At 51.3% G+C, this 19,210-nt stretch carries 21 protein-coding genes, 3 tRNA genes and 2 pseudogenes; 7 read left to right on the top strand and 19 right to left on the bottom strand.

Annotation, left to right across the window (positions count from 1 at the left end; genetic code table 11):
* Window positions 1–452 precede the first annotated feature (452 nt).
* The 3 genes from SYMBAF_RS09375 (at window position 453) to gpmA (ending at window position 2,911) form a co-directional block, all read left to right on the top strand.
* On the top strand, window positions 453–1,271 hold the full coding sequence (locus tag SYMBAF_RS09375; protein ID WP_040264893.1) for a CPBP family intramembrane glutamic endopeptidase: 819 nt from the start codon (window positions 453–455) through the stop codon (window positions 1,269–1,271).
* Window positions 1,272–1,596: 325 nt separating this feature from the next.
* On the top strand, window positions 1,597–1,944 hold the full coding sequence (locus tag SYMBAF_RS09380; protein ID WP_006708332.1) for a PsiF family protein: 348 nt from the start codon (window positions 1,597–1,599) through the stop codon (window positions 1,942–1,944).
* A gap of 214 nt (window positions 1,945–2,158) precedes the next feature.
* Window positions 2,159–2,911, top strand: coding sequence for a 2,3-diphosphoglycerate-dependent phosphoglycerate mutase (gene gpmA / locus SYMBAF_RS09385; RefSeq protein ID WP_040264892.1), 753 nt, complete (start codon window positions 2,159–2,161; stop codon window positions 2,909–2,911).
* Window positions 2,912–2,981: 70 nt separating this feature from the next.
* Here gpmA and SYMBAF_RS09390 read toward each other — a convergent pair.
* Window positions 2,982–3,125, bottom strand: a pseudogene (locus SYMBAF_RS09390) (IS3 family transposase); the annotation flags it as partial.
* Window positions 3,126–3,154: 29 nt separating this feature from the next.
* On the opposite strand from SYMBAF_RS09390, the pseudogene SYMBAF_RS18435 reads away from it, so the two are divergent.
* Together SYMBAF_RS18435 and SYMBAF_RS18440 are read left to right on the top strand one after the other, a co-directional pair.
* Window positions 3,155–3,322 (top strand): annotated as a pseudogene (locus tag SYMBAF_RS18435) (IS1-like element transposase); the annotation flags it as partial.
* A gap of 31 nt (window positions 3,323–3,353) precedes the next feature.
* Window positions 3,354–3,443 carry an IS1 family transposase gene (locus tag SYMBAF_RS18440; RefSeq protein ID WP_082026910.1) on the top strand — a complete coding sequence of 30 codons (90 nt, stop codon included), beginning with the start codon at window positions 3,354–3,356 and terminating at the stop codon, window positions 3,441–3,443.
* A 120-nt stretch (window positions 3,444–3,563) separates the two neighbouring features.
* Here SYMBAF_RS18440 and aroG read toward each other — a convergent pair whose 3' ends face one another.
* From aroG to SYMBAF_RS09490, 18 genes are all read right to left on the bottom strand, one after another.
* Window positions 3,564–4,619, bottom strand: coding sequence for a 3-deoxy-7-phosphoheptulonate synthase AroG (gene aroG, locus SYMBAF_RS09405; protein ID WP_040264891.1), 1,056 nt, complete (start codon window positions 4,617–4,619; stop codon window positions 3,564–3,566).
* Window positions 4,620–4,807: 188 nt separating this feature from the next.
* A complete protein-coding gene (pnuC, locus tag SYMBAF_RS09410; protein WP_040264890.1) occupies window positions 4,808–5,533 on the bottom strand; it encodes a nicotinamide riboside transporter PnuC in 726 nt (241 codons plus the stop codon).
* 44 nt (window positions 5,534–5,577) lie between these two features.
* Window positions 5,578–6,615, bottom strand: a complete 1,038-nt coding sequence (gene nadA / locus SYMBAF_RS09415; protein ID WP_040264889.1) for a quinolinate synthase NadA — start codon at window positions 6,613–6,615, stop codon at window positions 5,578–5,580.
* Window positions 6,616–6,938: 323 nt separating this feature from the next.
* Window positions 6,939–7,014 (bottom strand) — tRNA-Lys (locus SYMBAF_RS09420).
* A 7-nt stretch (window positions 7,015–7,021) separates the two neighbouring features.
* Window positions 7,022–7,097 (bottom strand) — tRNA-Val (locus tag SYMBAF_RS09425).
* 119 nt (window positions 7,098–7,216) lie between these two features.
* Window positions 7,217–7,292, bottom strand: a tRNA-Lys gene (locus SYMBAF_RS09430).
* A 175-nt stretch (window positions 7,293–7,467) separates the two neighbouring features.
* Entirely contained in the window at window positions 7,468–8,241 is a 774-nt protein-coding gene (gene cpoB, locus SYMBAF_RS09435; RefSeq protein WP_040264888.1) for a cell division protein CpoB, read from the bottom strand.
* A gap of 9 nt (window positions 8,242–8,250) precedes the next feature.
* Window positions 8,251–8,760, bottom strand: coding sequence for a peptidoglycan-associated lipoprotein Pal (pal, locus tag SYMBAF_RS09440; RefSeq protein WP_040264887.1), 510 nt, complete (start codon window positions 8,758–8,760; stop codon window positions 8,251–8,253).
* A 44-nt stretch (window positions 8,761–8,804) separates the two neighbouring features.
* Window positions 8,805–10,097, bottom strand: coding sequence for a Tol-Pal system beta propeller repeat protein TolB (tolB, locus tag SYMBAF_RS09445; RefSeq protein WP_040264886.1), 1,293 nt, complete (start codon window positions 10,095–10,097; stop codon window positions 8,805–8,807).
* Window positions 10,098–10,485: 388 nt separating this feature from the next.
* Window positions 10,486–11,472 carry a cell envelope integrity protein TolA gene (gene tolA, locus SYMBAF_RS09450; protein WP_040265101.1) on the bottom strand — a complete coding sequence of 329 codons (987 nt, stop codon included), beginning with the start codon at window positions 11,470–11,472 and terminating at the stop codon, window positions 10,486–10,488.
* 77 nt (window positions 11,473–11,549) lie between these two features.
* Window positions 11,550–11,978, bottom strand: a complete 429-nt coding sequence (tolR, locus tag SYMBAF_RS09455; protein WP_040264885.1) for a colicin uptake protein TolR — start codon at window positions 11,976–11,978, stop codon at window positions 11,550–11,552.
* A gap of 12 nt (window positions 11,979–11,990) precedes the next feature.
* On the bottom strand, window positions 11,991–12,674 hold the full coding sequence (tolQ, locus tag SYMBAF_RS09460; RefSeq protein WP_040264884.1) for a Tol-Pal system protein TolQ: 684 nt from the start codon (window positions 12,672–12,674) through the stop codon (window positions 11,991–11,993).
* Window positions 12,667–13,074, bottom strand: coding sequence for a tol-pal system-associated acyl-CoA thioesterase (ybgC, locus tag SYMBAF_RS09465; RefSeq protein ID WP_040264883.1), 408 nt, complete (start codon window positions 13,072–13,074; stop codon window positions 12,667–12,669). Before ybgC ends, tolQ begins: the two co-directional genes overlap by 8 nt.
* A gap of 134 nt (window positions 13,075–13,208) precedes the next feature.
* Window positions 13,209–13,505, bottom strand: a complete 297-nt coding sequence (gene ybgE / locus SYMBAF_RS09470) for a cyd operon protein YbgE (RefSeq protein ID WP_040264882.1) — start codon at window positions 13,503–13,505, stop codon at window positions 13,209–13,211.
* Window positions 13,505–13,618, bottom strand: coding sequence for a cytochrome bd-I oxidase subunit CydX (cydX, locus tag SYMBAF_RS09475; RefSeq protein WP_061770614.1), 114 nt, complete (start codon window positions 13,616–13,618; stop codon window positions 13,505–13,507). The genes ybgE and cydX overlap by 1 nt, the downstream gene beginning before the upstream one ends.
* 17 nt (window positions 13,619–13,635) lie before the next feature.
* Window positions 13,636–14,775 (bottom strand): cytochrome d ubiquinol oxidase subunit II, encoded by a 1,140-nt coding sequence (gene cydB / locus SYMBAF_RS09480; protein ID WP_040264881.1) that lies wholly within the window; start codon window positions 14,773–14,775, stop codon window positions 13,636–13,638.
* Between the two features lie 15 nt (window positions 14,776–14,790).
* Entirely contained in the window at window positions 14,791–16,359 is a 1,569-nt protein-coding gene (cydA, locus tag SYMBAF_RS09485) for a cytochrome ubiquinol oxidase subunit I (protein WP_040264880.1), read from the bottom strand.
* A 773-nt stretch (window positions 16,360–17,132) separates the two neighbouring features.
* Entirely contained in the window at window positions 17,133–18,458 is a 1,326-nt protein-coding gene (locus SYMBAF_RS09490; RefSeq protein WP_082026909.1) for an acid phosphatase, read from the bottom strand.
* On the opposite strand from SYMBAF_RS09490, the gene SYMBAF_RS09495 reads away from it, so the two are divergent.
* Window positions 18,451–18,732, top strand: coding sequence for a hypothetical protein (locus SYMBAF_RS09495; protein ID WP_152609091.1), 282 nt, complete (start codon window positions 18,451–18,453; stop codon window positions 18,730–18,732). The two genes, SYMBAF_RS09490 and SYMBAF_RS09495, sit on opposite strands and share 8 nt — an antisense overlap.
* 53 nt (window positions 18,733–18,785) lie before the next feature.
* Complete coding sequence (locus tag SYMBAF_RS09500; RefSeq protein WP_152609090.1) at window positions 18,786–18,986, top strand: hypothetical protein; 201 nt, start codon at window positions 18,786–18,788, stop codon at window positions 18,984–18,986.
* The last annotated feature ends 224 nt before the right edge of the window (window positions 18,987–19,210 follow it).

A 19,210-nucleotide genomic window follows, 5' to 3' on the forward strand; every position in this document is an offset into this window, starting at 1 on the left:
AAACGTGGCTTTTGGCGCTTTAACGACCCAATCGGCAACAATAAGAACCTATCCCAGTAGATGTATATTGTTGCCGCCAGTCTATACACCGACAGCGCGCAACCACCGCAGCGTACAGGGGGCCGTGAGGAAGGTGAGTACTGCCCAAAGCCAAAATGGCAAATAAAATAGCCTAATGGGATAGGTACTAAAACTTTTACAGCCGACAGGGCGCGTTATACAGGCCGAAATTCTTCTTACCTGAAACTCTAAAAGCGGATCGCCAATCCGCGTCGCCCCCTTGGAATAGGGGCAACAGCATCTGGAGATATGATTGAACGATGGCAAAACCCTGTACACCCTGGATATGCTCCCTTGCTGTGCTACTATCCAACCTGGTACTCAACTTCACTTCACCATATTTGCGCGGCACTTTGGCACTCAGCGCCGTAGACATTTAAAGGGATATCTTTATGTGGGGCGTACTTGCTGCTTCGTTATTTTTCTTGCCGTTTAACCGACTGTTAGCCTGGCTAATTTTGGCTGCGTCTGCGGCTATGGGGCTTTATCATGGCGTGTTGACGCCGCTCAGCCTAGGATACCTGCTGGTTATCGCCGCGCTGGCATGGCTGCGATATCACTTTCACGCCATACGTCACCTGGCGATAACCGTTGAAACATTGCTGGTCGCCAGTTGCCTGGCGCTTTTCTTGCACCTGGTGCCAGGCATTCATAACCCCTTGATGATAAACGGTGAAAAAACCGGCCCTCTCAGCCCACCTTTTACCTTATATTACCACTTCGATAAAGCGCTGGTGCCGTTCCTGCTGTTCGCCTGCCTGCCAACGTTATTTTCCGCCGATAGCGGCCAGCGCGTTGGCAAAGCGGGCTGGATAGCCTTGTTGATCAGCATGGCCGCGTTATTGCTGTTGGCCGTCACGCTAGGCAGGCTGAAGATAGAGTGGCATACCCCATCCTGGCTCTTACAGTATGCCATGGCCAATCTGTTCTTCACCTGTATGGCTGAAGAGGCACTGTTTCGCGGTTACCTGCAACAACGTCTCAGCCAGTGGCTAAGTGCCTGGCCAGCGTTGATTATCACAGCGCTAATATTCGGCACAGCGCACCTGGCTGGCGGCATGTGGATGGTGATGTTCGCCACACTGGCCGGTTTAATTTATGGCCTGGCCTGGATGTGGAGTGGTCGGCTGTGGGTGCCGACCCTGTTCCATTTCGGGCTTAACTTGGCTCACCTGTTGTTCTTCACCTTTCCATGGTATCAACAGCCATAAACCTCAGCCCTGAGAACGAAGTATCAATGCCCCTGTAGCATGAGATTTTTATAAATACTTACCTTTGTACCCATTTTGTCTGTTGGTGTTTACCTTTCCTTATTCCAAAGTGCGCACTAAAATCAGTGCTATACCCTAAATAATTCGAGTTGCAAAAAGGCGGCAGATCCCCAGGCGCTTACCCCCATAAGTGACTGGGGTGATTGAGAAAAGCTAACGCCCAAGCAACGTGAAGTATGACGGGTATACCGTGATAAGCACAACGTCTAGTATGACGTCACATTTTTCGGCCAATGCTGGCCCATCAATAGCTTAAGGAATATTTATGCGTTTGATTACTGCATTTCCATTATTGGTTCTGGGAAGCTTCATGCTGAGTACTAACCTGATGGCAGCCGATACGGCGGTGAAAACGCCTTCTCCGGCGCAGGCGGCCCAGCAAAAACGTATGACCGATTGCAACCATCAAGCTTCCACCAAATCGCTGAAAGGCGAAAACCGCTCTACCTTTATGAGCACCTGTCTGAAGGCTAAAAGCTCCTCCACTGTGGGCAAATCCTTGACCCCGCAGCAGCAAAAAATGAAAGACTGTAATGCTGATGCCAAAGCCAAAAGCCTGAAAGGCAATGAGCGTAAAACCTTTATGAGCGCCTGCCTGAAGAAATCAGCCTGATTTTTTCCATACCAGGGTGCGGCGAGATAAAGCTTCGCCGCGCCTCTTCTTCCAGCCCCTCCCACCTGATCGATTCAGCTTTTCCTCGGCCCCCCCCTTACTTTGCAGCGATAAATTGGCTATGGTGAAACGCTATCCATTGCCGAGGCCCAGGCAGCGGCAATATAATGATTTTCGTTATTATTGAACTGTCAGATTATTGAGGAGTTAAGCTATGGCTGTAACTAAGCTGGTTCTTGTGCGTCACGGCGAAAGCCAGTGGAACAACGAAAATCGCTTCACCGGTTGGTATGATGTTGATTTGTCCGATAAAGGCCGTGCTGAAGCGAAAGCAGCAGGCAATTTGTTGAAAGACGAAGGTTTTTCTTTCGATTTTGCCTATACCTCCGTACTGAAGCGTGCGATCCACACCCTGTGGCATATCCTCGACGAGCTGGACCAAGCCTGGCTACCCAGTGAAAAATCCTGGAAGCTGAACGAGCGTCACTATGGCGCTCTACAAGGCCTGAACAAGGCAGAAACCGCTGAGAAATATGGCGATGAACAGGTCAAACAATGGCGTCGTGGTTTCGCTGTGACCCCGCCAGAACTGACTAAAGAAGACGAACGCTACCCAGGCTACGATCCGCGCTACAGTGCGCTCACTGAGCAAGAGCTGCCGCTAACCGAAAGCTTGGCGCTGACCATCGATCGCGTTATTCCATATTGGAACGAAGAGATCTTGCCACGCATCAAGAGCGGTGAGCGCGTTATCGTGGCGGCTCACGGCAACTCGCTGCGCGCACTGGTGAAATACCTGGATAACCTGAGCGAGGATGAGATCCTTGAGCTGAACATCCCAACCGGAGTGCCATTGGTGTATGAGTTCGATGACAACTTTAAGCCAATCAAGCGCTACTATTTGGGCAATGCCGACGAAATCGCCGCTAAAGCGGCTGCCGTGGCAAACCAGGGTAAGGCGAAATAATTTTTATCCGTTGATGTGACAAAAAGTCCAGTGAAAATGGACTGCACCCCATTCAGTTGGACAGTCCAGATTAAGCGGCTTTCAGGGACTGGGTTCGGTATTCTAGCGAACTCAGGCCTTTGGGTTTCAGACTGATTCGTTCGGTGTTGTAGTCATGGAGGTATTCCGCCATCGCTTGCTTCAATTCATCGATACTGCCGAACTCGTTAAGATGATTTCAGCGTACCAAACCCTATAGGGCCAGGAGCGCTTCCCTATCGTGAGTGCCGGTGTGTATTCCAGCTCACCTACACTTATCAGGCAGAAAGCCCGGCGTTAAAGAGCCAATCGTTGATATGGCGCTGGGTTCGCGATACAGCAACAACGCTTAAAATCGGTATCAACAGGGTTATTCGCACGTTAAAAAACTCGCGCTGAAGCGAATAGTACACGCCTCAAAAGAGTGGTTCGCAAAACTCTCTGCTTCTCACGTTCTATTGCGCTACATGAAAAAGCCATCGCTTCCTTTACTGAAAAACACAGGTTCTACTAATTAGATGCCTCCCCCTCTGCCGCTAAAATAAAAAACGCCCGATGAGACTCATCGGGCGTTATAAGGCTGAAAAGTGTCAACCTATAGTAGGACTAGCCAGGCACAAAACAAGTAGAAACATCAGCCACGGCGGCGCGCTTTCACTGCCGCCGCCAGTTCCCGCAGCACGGTCTCAGTATCTTGCCAACCGATGCAAGCGTCGGTCACGCTTTTGCCGTAAACCAATGGTTCGCCGCTTTCCAAACTCTGATTGCCTTCCACCAGATGGCTTTCAATCATCACACCGATAATCGCTTTTTCACCACCAGCGATCTGGCCGCAAACATCGGCATTCACGTCAAGCTGCTTCTTAAACTGCTTGCTGCTGTTGGCGTGGCTGAAATCGATCATCACCTGCGCCGTCAACCCTGCTTTGGTCAGGCCATCTTTGACCTCTTTGACATGCGCTGCACTGTAGTTCGGTTCTTTACCGCCGCGCAGGATGATATGACAGTCGCCGTTACCGCTGGTGTTAACGATCGCCGAATAGCCCCACTTGGTCACCGACAGGAAGCAATGCGGGGCGCTGGCCGCGTTGATGGCGTCAATCGCCACCTTGATGGTGCCATCGGTGCCATTTTTGAAGCCGACCGGGCAAGACAGGCCGGAAGCCAGCTCACGGTGCACCTGAGATTCGGTCGTGCGTGCGCCGATGGCCCCCCAACTCATCAGATCTGCCAGGTACTGCGGGGTAATCATATCAAGGAACTCGCCAGCAGTTGGCAAGCCGCTATCGTTGATTCCCAGCAGCAATTTACGCGCCAAACGCAGGCCATCGTTGATATGAAAGCTGCTATCCATCTGCGGATCGTTAATCAGCCCTTTCCAACCCACGGTAGTTCGCGGCTTTTCAAAGTAAACGCGCATCACCACTTCCAACTCGCCGTTCAGCTCTTCGCGCAGAGTTAGCAGGCGTGCCGCATATTCCCTGGCCGCTTGAGTATCATGAATAGAGCATGGACCGATCACCACTAGCAGGCGATCATCGCTGCTGCGGAGGATATTATGAATGGCGCTACGCGCTTGCGATACCGTCTCTACCGCGCGTTCAGTGGCCGGAAACTTCTCTAACAGAGCAACCGGTGGCAAGAGTTCCTTGATTTCGTTAATGCGTAAGTCGTCGTTTTGGTAATTCATTGCTTTTCCATTGGTATAGAAGGGTATTTCATAGTGCATAGATCCCACCAATCTAGCCTATGTGAACGGCACTATAAATCACCTTTGCCGAACGGCCAAATTAAGCTGTTTTATCGGCATCGGCTTATCCATCACGCATGCATCATCACTAGATATCAGGAGGGGGCAAAATGCCCCCTTTGCATAAATTATTGTGCGGAAGATAACGGGCAGGAATCATTCTGGCGGGCGCTTTTGATCCACAGCCAAGAGCCGTTGAGGGCGATCAGGGTCAGGATGATGTATTCCAGCGCCATCGCGTAGACGCCCTGATAGGCGAAAATAGCTACGCTGATCACGTCGATCACTACCCATAGCAGCCAGTTCTCGACATATTTTCGCGTCATGAGGATCATCGCCACGATAGACAACACCGTCATCGCTGAATCCCAAAACGGGAAGGCATCCGGCTGCAAGGCCGGTATCTGCACACTGATCCCCAGCGCCTGCATCATCGCTACCGCAATCTGCGTGAGCCAAGCAAACACGCGGTCGATATTAACCGCCATCAGGGCAATGCCGCTGGTACCCACTGCTGCCCATACTAGCGCCTTCGGCAGCGACAACCAGCGGATGTGCAGCACAGCCTGATGGTTGTGCGTCTGACGGCTCCAAGCATACCAGCCATAGATATTGGCACCAAAGAAGAACAGTTGCAGCAACAGGCTGGCATAGAGCTGGATTTGGAAGAAAATCACCGCGAACAACGTGACGTTAATCAGGCCGAACAGGTAATTGATGATCTTTTCTTTGCTGGCGCACCAAATGCATAACAGACCAAACAGTGTGCCGACAGCTTCAATCCACGATAAATCGTAACCGCCCACACCGAGGGGGATATGCACCAATATATTGCCGGTACTAAAGAAACTCATGCAGTGTTCCTCATTAAATTAAACGGTTAAGCGTTCCCTTTGGCCTATATGCTCAACTGGGCGGCAAAATCCAGCATACGATTCAGGGGGACTAGCGCCTTTTTACGCAGCGTAGCGTCTATCTGTATCTCATGCTCAATACCCCCCTGCTCCAGGCTTTCGGCGATAGCCTTCAGGCCGTTCATCGCCATCCACGGGCAATGCGCACAACTGCGGCAGCTCGCTCCTTCACCGACTGTCGGTGCCTCAAACAACTCTTTGTCCGAGCAAGCCTGCTGCATCTTGTAAAAAATACCGCGATCTGTGGCCACAATCAGCCGTTTATTCGGCAACGTTTTCGCTGCTTGGATCAGTTGACTGGTTGATCCTACGGCATCGGCCAGTTCGACCACCGCCTGTGGCGACTCTGGATGCACCAATATCGCCGCGTTGGGGTACAGCGCCTTCATATTCCTCAGTGCCTGAGTTTTAAACTCATCATGAACAATACAGGAGCTTTGCCAACATAGTACATCGGCCCCGGTCTGCTTCTGCACATAGCCGCCGAGATGGCGATCCGGCGCCCAGATGATTTTCTCACCCAGGCTGTCGAGATGTTCAATCAGCTCAACGGCAATGCTGGAGGTCACAACCCAGTCGGCGCACGCTTTGACCGCCGCCGAAGTATTAGCGTAGACCACTACGGTGCGATCGGGGTGACTATCGCAAAATGCGCGAAACGCTTCTTCCGGGCAGCCCAGATCCAGCGAGCATTCGGCGTGCAATGTTGGCATCAGCACCTTTTTTTCCGGGCTGAGGATCTTGGCGGTTTCCCCCATAAAACGCACCCCAGCGACTAACAGCGTCGAAGCCGGATGCGCGCTGCCAAAGCGTGCCATCTCCAGCGAATCCGCCACACAGCCGCCAGTTTCTTCCGCCAGTGCCTGAATTTCCGGGTCGGTATAATAGTGGGCAACCATCACCGCGTTATGCTTCTTGAGCAAGGTTTTAATCCGCTCGCGGTAGTACAGCGTAGCCGCAACGTCCAACGGAACCGGTTTGGGTGGGAAGGGATATCCATTGGCATCAAACATTTCACTCATCACTACAATCTCATGCTAGGCTGGGCGCTTTCGGCTGTACTCCCCCGCACAACACCCATTTGTTTTATATACTAAACAAAATAACTAAAATTGTGCGATAAGTCCGCAGATATTTTCATATATGCGCAAGAATATTTAATTTATTAAATGCTAATAAACGGCAATATGCCAGGAGAGGTGTTTGATGCAGAGATAGCAATAAACGTGGATTTCACGTTCAATCACTTTTTAGCGTGGTGGATTATGCCAGATAGCTCGGCCTTCAAGGCCATCACTGGAGGATGCTATCCTTGCCGATTTCACGTCTTTTTTCATTTTGGAATTGGTGGGTCGTGCAGGATTCGAACCTGCGACCAATTGATTAAAAGTCAACTGCTCTACCAACTGAGCTAACGACCCGCAGAAATGGTGGGTGATGACGGACTCGAACCGCCGACCCCCTCCGTGTAAAGGAGATGCTCTACCAACTGAGCTAATCACCCACTGTCTGGTTATGGCTACTTCTTCAGAAAGTGACATACGTACAAAATTATTTGCCCTTTGGCATTATCACTAGGTGATATTATTGTTGCTGATGCCACTTCTTTTTTCATTTCTAAACTGGTGGGTCGTGCAGGATTCGAACCTGCGACCAATTGATTAAAAGTCAACTGCTCTACCAACTGAGCTAACGACCCAATTTCTTTGCTGCTTTAACACCGGGCAAGATGTCTTGGCAACGGCGGCATATATTACTAATTTATCTTTTTAGCGCAACCTAAATTTTTGATTAATAGGTTTAACTGCTTGTTCTTCAGACGACCAGCCCAAAAATCGGTCAGTCTGGCTAATTTTCAGGCGGCTTTCCCCTTGTTAACCGGCTACGCGACTTTTCGCCAGTGCGGCCGCCGCGCTGGTTGGATACTGTTTAATTACCTGCTGGAACACGGCTTTGGCTTTATCAGCCTGCCCTTTTTCCTGCATGATGATACCTACTTTGTACATGGCATCCGGCGCTTTAGGTGACTTTGCGTAATTCTTCACCACCACCGCAAAATAGTAGGCCGCATCATCTTTTTTACCTTTGTTGTAAAACAACTGACCCAGCCAATAATTGGCATTAGGCTGGTAGGTAGATTTTGGGTACTGTTTTACGAAGGACTGAAAAGCAGAGATCGCTGGGTCATACTGTTTTTTTTCCAGTGCCAAAGAAACAGCGGTATTGTAGTCGCTGTTTTCATCCCCTTGGTTGGGGGGTACCACAGACGTGCTGGTGCTGCCGTTAGAGGTGCCAGCTACTGCTGCCTCGTCTGTAACTCCCCCCACCTGAGCACTGCCCTGGCTGAGGTTATCCATCTGTTGATAGATTTGCCTCTGGCGCTCGACCACTTGGTTTAATTGATATTGATTTTCCTGAATCTGCCCGCGCAAGGCGTCAATATCATGCTGATTTTCAGAGAGTTGTTGCTGGAGTTGGTTTAAAAGCTGGCCCTGAGCATTGCTGATGCGCTCAAGCAAGGTGACGCGCTCTTCAAGCGAACCGGAACCCACATGACTGATTGGCGCTTGGGCAGCAGCGGCCCATGGAGCCGCTACGCCAATCAGCAACGACAGACTGAACACATGACATCTGAAGTTACTATTCATACGATTTTCTTAGTAAACTAGAACGGCACGGCGGTTTTTAGCATAAGCCGCTGCGTCGTGACCCAGTACGGCTGGTTTTTCTTTGCCGTAGGAAACGATAGAGATCTGGTCAGCTAAAACGCCTTTTCCCTGCAAGTACATTTTAACCGAGTTAGCACGACGCTCGCCCAGAGCGATGTTGTATTCCGGCGTACCACGTTCGTCCGCGTGGCCTTCAACAGTCACTTTGTAAGACGCGTTATTACGTAAGAACGTCGCATGTGCGTCCAACATCTGAGCAAAATCAGCGCTGACGTCATACTTGTCGAGGCCGAAGTATACCGTGTTTTCCTTTTGCAGTTCTTGCATCTGCAAACGCGCTTGCTCTTCAGAAGACAGGTTGCTGCTGCCGTTTTCTATGCCAGTGCCAGCCCCCATCCCAGATTGATCGTCGTTTGCGCTTTTGTTAGAACTACAAGCTGCTACAGCCAGAACGGGCAATGCCAGCAGAAGCGCTTTCAGCACTTTATTCAATTGCATTTCTTTGATCCTCTTATAGTTTGCCATACATATTGGCACATGCATCACAGATGCGGCGACCAGGCAGGGGATTTGACCTGTCCATCAGTTGCCGGAAGACGCGCTTTAAAACGCCCATCAGTTGATACCAGTTGCAACACGGAACCCATACCTTGCATGGAACTATAGATAACCATAGTGCCGTTTGGCGCAATACTAGGCGTTTCGTCAAGGAGAGTGCCGGTTAATACTTGAACGGCTCCCGAACCAAGATCTTGTTTGGCGATATGCTGAACTCCATTATTGGAACTCACCATCACCAGAAATTTACCATCGGAACTGACCTTAGCGTTCTGATTCTGAGAGCCTTCCCATGTCAGTCGCTGCGACGCTCCGCCGCTAGCACTGATCTTGTAAATTTGCGGACGGCCCCCCTGATCGGAAGTATAGGCCAGCGTCTGACCATCCGGGAACCAGGCTGGCTCGGTGTTGTTGCTACGACCATCGGTGATTTGCGTCATCTGGCCGGAACCGAGGTTCATCACGTACAGGTTCAGGCTACCGCTCTTGGACAGCGCAAACGCCAGGCGGCTGCCATCCGGGGAGAACGCCGGCGCACCGTTGTGACGCGGGAACGCGGCGATCTGGCTGATTGCCCCGTTAGCTAAAGTTTGCACCACCAGCGCCGAGCGGCCGCTTTCGAAGGTCACGTAGGCCAGCTTGCTACCATCCGGTGACCACGCTGGTGACATCAGCGGCTCAGGAGAGCGGTGCACCACAAACTGGTTGTAGCCATCATAGTCTGCTACACGTAGTTCGTAGGGAAATTTCCCGCCGTTGGTCTGCACTATGTAGGCGATACGCGTGCGGAAAGCCCCCTTAGTGCCGATCAGCTTTTCAAATACTTCGTCGCTGGCAGTATGTGCAGAATAGCGCAACCATTGTTGGGTCACTTTAAACTGGTTCTGTGCCAATACGCTGCCTGGGGAACCTGAGGTATCCACCAATTGATAAGAGATCAGGTAACTACCGTCTGCGCCAGGTTGCACCTGGCCGACAACTACAGCATCAATGCCCAGTGCAGTCCAGGCCGCTGGCGTCACTTCAGATGCGGTGGTGGGTTGCTGCGGCATGCGTGCCACATCAATCGGGGTGAATTTGCCGCTGTTGCGCAAGTCTGCGCCGACAATCTTGCCAATATCTTCTGGAGGCGTGCCAGAACCAGCCCACTTAAACGGCACCACAGCAATCGGACGAGCAGAATCGACCCCTTGGGTAATTTCAATGCGAACTTCCGCGTGAAGAACGGAAGCCCACAGTATTAAAAAGCCTAGCGCTACTCGAAATGCTTGCTTCATCTCATCTCCCTTATCCAAGCAGAATGCCTGCGATAAATTAGCAGAATTTTAATAACCCAACGCAAACAAAGCTGCATAATCTCTATTGGTTACCATTAGGCGGTGCTCCGTCATTGACCCTGGCACCATAGCAAACCCAAAAGCCGGTAATCAAGGCGAAGGGGCGGGCCTATGTCCAAAACCGATAACACCGAGTACCGGATTTTGGGACGCGACCCGCAGGGCTTAGGGCCATTTGGGCGCGCATCTAAGTGACGATCCGCTGATTTTTGGCCCCCCTCCTGGCCCGCGCCTTGCTACGTGTGAAAAATGACCACCAGCGGCGCTCACGAACCATTGAGGGACACAGCCTAGTATATCCCTGTAGCATCGCTGTGTTAATCGGGCGTTATTGCGGCTTAAATCCCAATGTAAAATTTTTAAAATGCTGATAAACGGCATCGCTTGGCGGTTTAGGCATCTGTGCCAGCTTAGCAGCAGAGACTGCCGCCTGACACAGCGCTGGATCGCCGCCTACCTCCTGCACGCTGATCAGCAAGCCATCCGGTGCCAGCTTGATGCGCAGATCACAGGTTTTGCCGGTGAACGAACCGGGGTCATAAAACTTGCTTTGGATCGCGCCCTGAATCTGCCCCATATAACCGTTGATATCCGCACCGCTAGCTCCTGCGGCCTTGGCATTACCCTGCCCCGCAGGCTTGCCGTCCCCCTTCTGTTTGCCCCCCTCTTCGGGCGCGTTCTTGCCGTCCGACAGGCCATCAAACAGATCATCGACTTCTGCGGACTGCTTTGCGGCAGCAGCTTTCTTCTTGGCTTGCGCTGCGGCTTTTTGTTCTGCGGCGTTCTTGGCTTCTTCCGCCCGTTTCCTGGCTTCGGCTTTCTTCTGCGCCTCGGCCTGCGCTAGGGCAAGTTTATCAGCCTCTGCTTTGGCTTTCGCCGCTGCGACTTCCGCAACCTTTTGCTGTTCTTTGGCCTCTGCCGCTGCTTTCTGCTGTTCCGCCAGCATTTTGGCCTGCTGCGCGGTTTTTTCTTGCATCGCCAGACGTTCTTTTTCCAGCGCTTTCAGGCGTTGCTGTTCCGCCGCCTGCTTCTGTTGAAGTTCCTCGGCCTGCTGCTGCACTTTTTTCTGACGCAGTTTCTCGGCACGCTGTGCGTCATTGCTCTGCTGCTGCTGGCGGTTGTATTGCTCCACCACGGCATTAGGATCGACCATTACCGCGCCGACAACGGAACCATCACCGCCACCGCCGCCAGCACTCATGATGTTTTCCTGCAACGATCCCCAAATCAGAAGGGCAATCAGTATCAAATGCAGCACGACCGAAACAATAACGGCACGATTAAGTTTATCGTTTTGCTCAGTTGCCTTTACCAAAATAAGTTCCCAAAACTGCTGTTGCTTATACGGGGTTCCTGAGCCACAGCACAGGAACCAGGTGCCATACGTTACGATCAAATTGGCTGAGTCATCAGCCCCACGGACGTTACACCCACCTGATGGAGAATATTCAATGCCTTGATAATTTCATCATAAGGAACATCCTTCGCCCCGCCGATCAAAAAGACCGTTTTCGGATTGGCTACCAAGCGTGATTTGGCTTCGGCTGCCACCTGCTCCGGTGGCAGCAATGCCATACGCTGGTGATCCATCACCAGGGTATATTGACCCACACCGGAAACTTCAAGGATCACCGGCAGATTATCAGCGCTGGACACTGTTTTGGAATCGGCGGCATCCGGTAGCTCAACCTCCACGCTCTGCGTGATAATTGGCGCGGTTGCCATAAAGATCAGCAGCAGCACCAGCAGCACATCAAGCAGAGGAACGATGTTAATTTCGGACTTCAGTTCGCGCCGATGGCGTCCAGGTATTCTCGCCATGCTACCCCCTACTTATTTGCTGTCGCTGGAGAAAGCCTGACGGTGCAGAATAGCGGTGAACTCTTCCATAAAGTTGCCGTAATTTTGCTCAAGTTTGTTGACACGTTGGTTGAGGCGGTTATAGGCCATCACAGCTGGGATCGCAGCGAAAAGTCCGATCGCGGTGGCGATCAACGCTTCGGCAATACCCGGTGCCACCATCTGCAACGTAGCCTGCTTCACCGCACCCAGTGCGATAAAGGCGTGCATGATCCCCCACACGGTGCCAAACAGACCAATATACGGGCTGATCGAACCAACGGTGCCGAGGAACGAAATATGGTTTTCCAACGCTTCCAGTTCGCGGTTCATTGAGATGCGCATCGCTCGCAATGCCCCTTCAATAACCGACTCCGGCGCATGCTGGTTGGCACGGTGCAAACGGGCAAACTCTTTAAAACCCGCATAGAAAATCTGTTCTGAGCCAGTCAAGCTATCGCGACGCGCCTGGCTCTCCTGGTACAGACGGGAAAGCTCGACACCAGACCAGAATTTGTCTTCAAAGGCTTCGGCGTCGCGCGTTGCCGCATTAAGGATGCGCGTGCGCTGGATGATGATCGCCCAGGAGGCTACCGAGAAGCATATTAAAATCAGCATGATAAGCTTAACCAGTAGGCTCGCTTTCAAGAATAAATCTAGGATGTTCATGTCAGTCACTGCTTAACTCCGCGACAATAGACTTAGGAAGCGCTCTCGGCTTCATTAGGTGTGGATCAACACATGCAATCAATACATTGGCTTGGCTCAGCAGAGTTCCGTCTGAGTTGACAATGCATTGAGCAAACATGAGAGAAGCCGCGCGGATAACAGTGATTTCACTCTGCACTTCCAGTTGTTCGTCGAGACGAGCCGGAGCCAGGTAATCCACCGCCATACGCCGGACAACGAAAGCGACATGTTGACTGAGCAGTTGCTGTTGATGAAAGTTATGCTGACGCAGCATCTCAGTGCGCGCTCTTTCAAAAAAAGCAACATAACGGGCGTGATAGACCACACCACTGGCATCGGTATCCTCGTAGTAAACACGAACCGGCCATCGAAACAACATATTACTCACTCTGACTCTATTTCCCGATAATGCGATTTAACGCTGTTACTATACGCAAGACGGATCGGGTTGGAAATGGGGGTAAGTTAGAATGAAAATAATTATGGGCTGCATTAGCCTATCACATGGGGATATCACGGAGATTATAAAGAAACGTAAAGTAATCCTGCACACAAAACCACAATGGCAGGAAGTGGCGCGAAAAGAGCACGCCAGAAATTACGCTGCGGCCGAAAGCCGAAGCCATGGATCACGCCGGTACACACTGCCCAAATAAGCAGCAGCCCTTGCCAAATCTCCAGCGAGCTGGTTTTGGCGGCAAAACGCGTTGGTTGCCAAAAAATGCAACCCGCCAAAATCAGCGCTAACGCCAGTGAAAGGGCCCGAATGAGGCCCTTGTCAGTGATGGCGTACAACTTATCAGCCAGTGACCAACCCATCACTTGCCATCTTGCTGCGTTTTAGTCACTTCACTTTGCTCAAGCGCCAGTGCCGTAATGATGCCAAAGGCGCAAGCCAGCAGCGTTCCGAGAATCCAGGCAAAATACCACATGGTTTAGATCCTTATCCTTAGTACAGCGAATGCTTGTGGTTTTCGATGTAGTTCTTGTCGAGGCGGCCAAACATTTTGTAGTACGACCAACTGGTGTACGCCAGAACGATAGGCAAGATGATCAACGCGACAATGGTCATCACTTTCAGCGTCAACAGGCTAGAAGTGGCATCCCACATGGTCAGACTGACGCCAGGTACCGTGCTTGAAGGCATCACGAACGGGAACATAGTGATCCCGGTGGTGAGGATCACACAGGTAATGGTCAGCGACGAGGTGATAAATGCCAGCGCCCCTTTTTCCAAACGCAAGAACAGTACGGTAAACAGCGGTAGCACCACACCCAGCACAGGCAACGCCCACAACAGCGGATAGGTGTTGAAGTTGATCAACCAGGCACCAGCCTGATGTGCCACTGCTTTACGTAGTGGGTTGGATTCCGCCATGGTATCCAGCGCTGAGGTCACCACGTAACCGTCGATACCTTTCATCAACCAGATACCCGCAAGCAGGAAGCACAGCGCCATCATCAGCGTAGCGATCTGAGCCGCCACACGCGAACGCAGGTAAATCTCACCAGTAGTGCGCATTTGTAGATAGGTCGCGCCCTGAGTCACCAACATGGTCAGGCTGACAATGCCTGCCAACAGGCCAAACGGATTCAGCAGTTGGAAGAAGTTTCCGGTGTAGAACAGACGCATATACTCATCTATATGGAACGGCACGCCCTGTAGCAAATTACCGAACGCCACGCCAAACACCAATGCTGGTACAAAGCTGCCGATAAAGATGCCCCAGTCCCACATGTTGCGCCAGCGTCTGCACTCTAACTTGGAACGGTAGTCGAAACCGAGCGGGCGGAAGAATAAGGCAGCCAACACCAGGATCATGGCAACGTAGAAGCCAGAGAAGGCGGCGGCGTAGACCATGGGCCAAGCGGCAAATAACGCGCCACCAGCGGTGACCAGCCAAACCTGGTTGCCATCCCAGTGCGGAGCGATGGCGTTAATCATTATCCGACGCTCAGTATCGGTTTTACCGATGATGGGCACCAAAATACCCACGCCCATGTCAAAACCATCGGTGATAGCGAAGCCGATTAGCAGTACGCCAACCAGAGCCCACCAAATAAACCGCAGTACTTCATAGTCAAACATATCGTGGACTCCTGTTTAGCGTGCTTCCTGCACGGCGGCAGTCGGTTGTTCAAAATGGTAGCGGCCAGTTTTCAGGCTGCTTGGCCCCAGACGCACAAACTTGAACATCAGGTACATTTCAGCCACCAAGAACAGGGTGTACAAGCCACAGATCAGCCCCATTGAGAACAGAATGTCACCCGCTGTCAGTGAAGAGTTGGCGATCGCAGTCGGCAGCACCTCACCAATCGCCCAAGGCTGGCGGCCATATTCCGCCACAAACCAACCGGATTCTATGGCGATCCAGGGCAGCGGTAAGCCATATAATGCCGCACGATGTAGCCATTTCTTTTGCCCGATGCGGCTGCGGATCACGTTCCAGAATGACAGACCGATAATCAACAGCATGAGTACGCCACAGGCCACCATAATACGGAAGGCGAAGTACAGCGGTGCTACGCGTGGAATAGAGTCTTTGGCCGCCAGTTGGATCTGCGCTTGCGTTGCGTCGGTGACGTTTGGGGTATAGCGCTTCAACAGCATGCCGTAGCCCAAATCCTGCTTGGTTTTATTGAACTCGTCACGCACGTCAGGCTCGGTATTACCGCTGCGCAACTCTTCCAGCAACTGGTAAGCTTTCATGCCATTGCGGATACGCACTTCGTGCTGCGCCATCAGATCCTTCAGGCCAGCGATCTGGGTATCCGTGGAACGGGTGGCGATCAGGCCAAGCGCATACGGGATCTGAATCGAGTAGGCGTTCTCCATTTTATCCTGATTCGGGATGCCAAATAGGGTAAAGGAAGCCGGAGCCGGCTGGGTATCCCATTCTGCTTCGATAGCGGCCAGTTTGGTTTTCTGCACGTCGCCCATTTCGTAACCGGATTCATCACCCAGCACGATAACAGACAGAATCGCCGCCATACCGAAGCTGGCAGCAATAGCGAAAGAACGCTTGGCAAAGGCGACATCGCGCCCCTTTAGCAGATAGTAGGAGCTGATGCCCAACACAAACATAGCACCACAGGTGTAGCCGGCTGCCACCGTGTGAACGAACTTCACCTGCGCAACCGGGTTCAGTACCAGTTGGGAGAAACTGACCATTTCCATGCGCATGGTTTCAAAATTGAAGTCGGAGGCGATCGGGTTCTGCATCCAGCCGTTGGCGACCAGTATCCACAATGCAGACAGGTTGGAGCCGAGGGCCACAAACCAGGTGACCGCCATGTGCTGCACTTTGCTCAGACGATCCCAGCCGAAGAAGAATAGGCCGACCAGCGTTGACTCAAGAAAGAACGCCATCAGACCTTCGATAGCCAGTGGGGCACCGAAAATATCTCCGACGTAATGGGAGAAGTAAGACCAGTTAGTCCCAAACTGGAACTCCATGGTCAAACCGGTGGCCACCCCCAGAGCAAAGTTAATTGCAAATAACTTGCCCCAGAATTTGGTCATGTCTTTATAGATTTGTTTGCCTGACAGTACATATACCGTTTCCATAATTGCCAGCAAAAACGCCATACCCAGCGTTAGTGGAACAAATAAGAAATGGTACATTGCCGTTAAAGCAAACTGTAAGCGCGATAGTTCGACAATATCAAACATCTTGACTCTTGCTCCTAACAGAAAGGCTCCAGCATGGGGTCATTGGTATGGCGTTTTCAAAGCCGCCTGTAATGCCTACAGTGAATGCCCTTAAACACAACAAATTTGATCCAGCTTTTCCGCTTTCTAGCATTCCCTCAGCACAAAACTACACCGACCAAGGCCAAGCATACCAAAAAACCGATAACAGGTAACAAATACAACAAGATCAACCACCCACAATCACAACATAGGTGATACTCGCCCAATCCCACACAATAAATAGGTTTTGGTGTGGTGTGGATTAGGCTTTTGATTCAAAACCAAACTTCAGCCAAATGAGGTCATCTGGCGTCATTTGATTCGCCACAATTTAATCCTATCGGCATTTTATTTCTATATTCACCCGCGCATTCCTCCTGTTTTTTTTAAGTTCATGTTGCTCAATGGTTTAATTGTTTTTTAATTATGATTCAGTGTTATTTAAGTGTAATTATAAAAAACAATATCGCACTTCTGGTGATTTTTTAGTGAAATAACTATAGTCTAAAATTCGAGTTGCAGTAAGGCGGCAATGCAGCGATAAATCGGTCGGAAACCAGTTTGAACAGCACTTGCGCTAGGTCTCAGACTGAACCTCAGGGATGAGGTTTATTAATCCCCAGGCGCTTACACTAGTAAGTGAATGGGGTGAGCCAGGAAAGCTAATGCACAGGTAATTTGAAGTATGACGGGTATAACGTTTTATTTGCCACAAACAGTGATGCGGCTTTAACCCATTGCACCCCATGCCACTAAAGGCGCTTAACAGTTTTTGATCCTCCAGCCGTAAAAACTGATGGGTGATTCGCGGGTGGGTAATACGCTGTGGTTACTGCATCATGCAAGTTCAAGCGCTGCCAGAAGCTCTGGTCGGCGTTGCCCGACAACGGATAGCCGTCCGCTAGCGCCGTCTTCACCATTATCTGACGACGCTGCGCCACACTTAGATGGGGCAATGGCGCTTCCAGCAGCATTTCAGCTCCCTGCGGCACCATCATCACTGCTGGCGACACCCGTTTGGCCGGTAGATTGTAGGTCAGGGTAAAGCGATAAAAGGTTTGCATTGATGCCACTACGTAAGGATCGTCTTTTAGCGGTACCTGTGCACAGGCACGCAACGACATTCCGCACTCCTTCTCTAGTGCCATGCGCAACTGTGTCTTAGCCATTTTGAACAGGGTGCGGTACTGCGGATCATTCAGGTAATGCGCCACATTACGCTGCGCTATCATACGTGAACCAATGATATCCAGTGGGTAGTGCACACCGAGCACGATGCGCGAATAGCCGTAGCGCGCTGCGCGATCCAAAAGCGGAACAAAGCGTTCCGGCACCATCTCAGCCAGCAACAGGGCATCGGTATAGCCGGTATTGGTATGACCACTGGGGAACGAACCGCCATCGGCGATGTACCGATGGCTATCTTTCACTACCGCATCGTCCGGCACCAGATGAATTCTGTTATCAGGGATCAGGAACGGACGTTGGTAGCCGAAGTACTTTTTCGCTTCACGGGTACTGACTTCACTAGCCTTGATCAGTGCAGCCACCTTATTCAGTTCGCCTTTCTCATAAGCACGGATAAATGCCTGACCAAGACGTGGCCCTAACGCATCAGCGAGGAAAAAGAGATAATTCTGTCCTTCAGCATCTATCAGCGCCTGCTGTCGCAGCCCGTCTGTCGCACTAAGGTTAATACTCTCTACCGCTGCCAAGTTCTGTTGCAACGTGTGGGCTGGCAGCTTACTAAAAGCACCTAACAGCGCAATGCCTGCTTGCTGCTGGTCTTTTTTGCCAAAATCGTAACCGGCAGACTGTATCCAATCTTTGTTTGCCAGCACCTTACCCTGCTTAGCCGATGCAAGCTGGCTACGGGTCAGCGTACCTCTTACCCCTTTTATTGCGTCAATCAGCGAATGTTGCAGCTGTTTTTCTAGCGCAACGAAAGCGGTGCTACTGCTCGCCATGGTGGTTTCAGTAGCCATCGCCGCCACCTGCGGCAGGTCGGCCGCGTTTTTTGCTTGGGTGGATAAACTAACCAGCAGCGTAGCAGTCAGTAATGTGAAACGAGTGCGCATAAATCATCCTTTTTTCATCGAGAAGTTAACCATGCTGGTAGCCAAGCTAAACGAAAAATATGACATTTCTATGGCGATATATATCCGTTTCACCTTGGGCTGCAAACGGTGGGAAGTTGAACACCAAGAGCTTGAATGGCTATGTAAATACCAGTGGAATGCAGGTATGACTTGCATTTTTGTCGATGCTAACCTGGCTGCTGAACAGCATCCTCATCTCACTCAGGCTATTGAGGCTAACCGTAACAGCCAAATCACCTACCAGTGCTTTTGAACTGGTCATGCCACGCGCCCGTAACGGCACTTTTGCCGCAGCGGTGAAAAGACTTGTATGACCTCCGTGTCTCCATCACCACGATTAGCGCCATCACCGAAAGTTATTCGGCGCTTGAAGCACCGACAGCGGTAGAGTCCTTAGTCTGGCGGGATGCGATCCACTCTACTGAAAACAGTTGGCTGAAGCCGTTTTATCAGGGGGTAATGGATGTGCAAGAAAAAGGACAATGCCAATCCAAAGTGGGAACGTGACATTGCCCTGGTAAGCGATTTATTTTGAGAACTGCCTCGACAAACGTGATGATGGTGTTGTGACTTTTAACTAGCCCCAAAATTATGAACGCGTTCTAGGCGACCAAAAAGATCAAGATATGTGGCTGCACTCGCCCAACCCAGTCACTGGCTAACGTAAGTTCCCGATGATGGGCGAACGCCGCCTGGCTATCGCTTGAAATCCATAGGGCATAGTATTGTCG

The sequence above is a fragment of the Serratia symbiotica genome, assembly GCF_000821185.2.
Lineage (GTDB): Bacteria > Pseudomonadota > Gammaproteobacteria > Enterobacterales > Enterobacteriaceae > Serratia > Serratia symbiotica.